Origin of the sequence: Corallococcus sp. CA047B, from assembly GCF_003612065.1 — a bacterium.
GTDB classification, from domain to species: Bacteria; Myxococcota; Myxococcia; order Myxococcales; family Myxococcaceae; genus Corallococcus; species Corallococcus praedator.
In genome coordinates this window covers 1-2,800 of the sequence record NZ_RAWD01000563.1, presented here as the reverse complement: position 1 = coordinate 2,800, position 2,800 = coordinate 1, and the positions used below count along the sequence as shown (strand labels likewise).

Annotated in this window: 2 protein-coding genes; both read right to left on the bottom strand. The window is 65.9% G+C overall.

The features are described 5' to 3' along the window. Positions 1–244: helix-turn-helix domain-containing protein (locus D7X74_RS40970; protein WP_233602301.1), on the bottom strand; the 244-nt coding region annotated here is incomplete at its 3' end. A 37-nt stretch (positions 245–281) separates the two neighbouring features. After that, positions 282–1,433 (bottom strand): kelch repeat-containing protein, encoded by a 1,152-nt coding sequence (locus D7X74_RS40965; protein WP_120538343.1) that lies wholly within the window; start codon positions 1,431–1,433, stop codon positions 282–284. Positions 1,434–2,800 lie beyond the last annotated feature (1,367 nt).

Genomic DNA, 2,800 nt, shown 5'->3' with positions numbered 1-2,800 from the left:
CGGGGGTACGCTGCGCCAGATAGCGCTCCAGCCAGAAGTAGACGGCTGGCCGACTCAGGGCTGCCAGATGCGCAGCCTCGCCCGGGCCTTTGCCCTCTGCGAGGAGTCTCACGGCCAGTAGCCGACGGAAGTGGCGAGCGTCGCGCACGCTTCGCAGCGCATGCTCCAGCTTCCGCCTGTCCTCTGCTGTCAGCCCCAGTTCGGCGGGGCTCCTTGCCGGTCGCATGGTCCAGAAAATGCGCATGCGACCGGCATTTGTCTCGGAACTTCCGGCGACCTACTTAGCCGCCGGCGAGGGGGATCGTTAACCTCCACATGTCGTTGAGCAGCACCGGCGCGAACTCCGCGGTCGCTCCTCCGAAGATGTAGAGCTCGTAGGCCGTGGCGGTCTTGCGGGAGAAGTAGAACTGGCCGAACCTCGGCGCCGGCGCGGGCCCCGTCATTGCGGTGTCCACGCGCGTCCAGGTCCCGGTGTGGAGATCGAAGTACCAGACATCGGACAGAGTGGTCCCGTCGAACTGGCTGCCTCCGAAGAGCCAGATGCGGTCGTTGTGCTCATCGGCGATCAGCTTTGCGTTGTCGCGGTGGCCCGGTCCGTCGGCCTCGTCGAAGACGATCTGATCCCAGGTCTCGGTGTGGACGTCGAACATCCAGAGGTCGCCAAGGAAGTTCTCAGGCGAGAACACACCGGTCCCGTTCACGGCGTCGTTCGTGTAACCGCCGTAGACGAGCAGCGCGTTCCAGCCCTCGGCGTAGACGAGCGGATGATGGGCACGAGCGCGCGGGGCGGTCGAGCCGGTCGAGACCTGCTTCCAACCGTTCTTGTAGCGGACCAGGTCGTGCTGGAGGCCATCAGGACGGTTGATGAAGGCCGGAAGCGTCGACGACGAGCCCGAGAAGGCGTACGCGACGGTCTTGTGCGTCTTCTTATTGCGCACGGCGGCCGCCTCCGTGGAGCGGTTGGCGCGCCCGATTTCGGCCGCGCTCTGCGCGATCTGCGTCCACCCGTGCACCGGATCGAACCGGAACGTGTCCTGGTGCGTGAGGTCGAGCCCGCGCCGGAAAGGACCTCTCCCGCCGGAGACGATCAGCGCGTCGTCCTCGGAGACGCACCACATCATCGACTCGGCCCTCGCGGACGGCCCGCCCGGGTACTGGCTGAGGTCGTACCAGGTCAGCGTGTCGACGTCGAAGGCGCTGAAGTCGGCCACGGGCTCGTCGTTTGGGTAGGTCCCGTTCAGCCCGCCGAAGATGTAGAAGAGGCCCTGGTCATAGGCGCTCGAACCGTCCCAGAGGGGGGCGGGGATGGCGCCGCCCTGCGGAATCTCGGTCCAGTAGGGCAAGCTCGATTGGGCGGCGCTCGCGCGGATTCCGGCGAACAAGAGCGAGAGCGAAGCGGCGAAAACGATCCGAAGGTGAAGCCTGCGTGTCATTCGGGTGACCTCCTTGGTTCAATCAATGTTGTACCCACGTGGGCTCGTACAGCCCCGGGGCGGCGTCGTCGAGGAGGCCGGAGACCCCTCGCTGCAGACACGTTAATCGGTCGCCGCGTGAAAGATAGTCCGTCGCGGCGCGGCCCGCGCTGAAACACCTCGCTTACGCCCCGCGCCTGAGCGGCACTCTGCCGGGGTATACAGAAACGGCAGACCCCTGTGCAGAAACACGGGCCTGAGCCTCTGACGAGGCGCTGGGCGCTTGCGTTTGGCAGGCGCCCAGCACGTCGCAGACGTCTGCGTTCTATCGGTGCGGATCCGCAAGGATTATGGGGATCCACGGGAACGCTCAGCGCCCGCCGACGGCTCATGCACCCGCGCCACCTGCCTCTACCGTCGGACGATGGAGGCAGGTGACACGTGAGGACCTCACGCAGGGGAGTGCGTCAGCTTCCTCAGGGGTAGGTGAAGGAACCCAGGTAGCCCGAGAGGCCAGGAGAACATCCTGACCCAAAGGCCGTGGCCGTATAGGTCCCCGCGAAAGTCAGGGTCGGCGTTGGCGAGGGCGATGAGGTTGTTGAAGCGCGTGACGGAACGAGCGCTGTCGAGGGGCTGCCGGAGAGCAGCGCTCATCGTGTGGCAGGACAGCAGCAGGCGGGCCCAGCGGTGCGCGCGGGTATCAGGGAAGGCAGGGACACGCGGCGGCGCATCGACTGCGAGCGCTTCGCGCTCCAGGACGTTGGCCAGGTCGACGAGTGCCGTCGCGGTCTCCTCCGCCATCCGCGGGGCCAGCTCGAGCGCGAGCTGGGCGACGTTGTCGCGGTCAGCGTCACGGATTCACGAGCTGGGAACCGGCTGTAACTCCGCCTACTTACGGGCGAAGTTTCGGCCAAGGCGACATGATCACCCTTATCAGACACAATTCCACACCCAGAAAATACGGGCACTTATGCGACTTCCAGCGCCCCGATTTCGTTATCAGGACGTCGAGTCGGTGGCATGAACGACCCGGTCGCTCGCGTTTCCACCCGGCCCCATGACCCTGGCTACGGGTGGCCCCATGCGGCTGGCTAGTGGCACACGTTTGGAATACGGCCTCTGTGGAGGTGAGGTCGTGTCAGGCGCCTGCGCGTCTTTCGGTGCGCCGCGCGCTAAGCACGCGGCGCACCGATTCTCCTACCGAGACCGCGCTGAAATCAGGGCACGCCGCCCCATCGCGGTATCGCGGACAGCGACTTACTCCTACAGCTGCAGTTCGGAAGAGACCGCAGTCGCCCTCCTGTTGAAGGAACAGGAGGGGGAGGAGCGAGACTTCCCATGCAGCAGCCATCCGCCACTGAAGCGCAGGCGCCGGAAGTCCGGCTGGT

Bases quoted from the DNA above. Each gene is read 5' to 3' on its own strand.
- D7X74_RS40965 (WP_120538343.1), bottom strand. From the start codon at position 1,433: ATGACACGCAGGCTTCACCTTCGGATCGTTTTCGCCGCTTCGCTCTCG.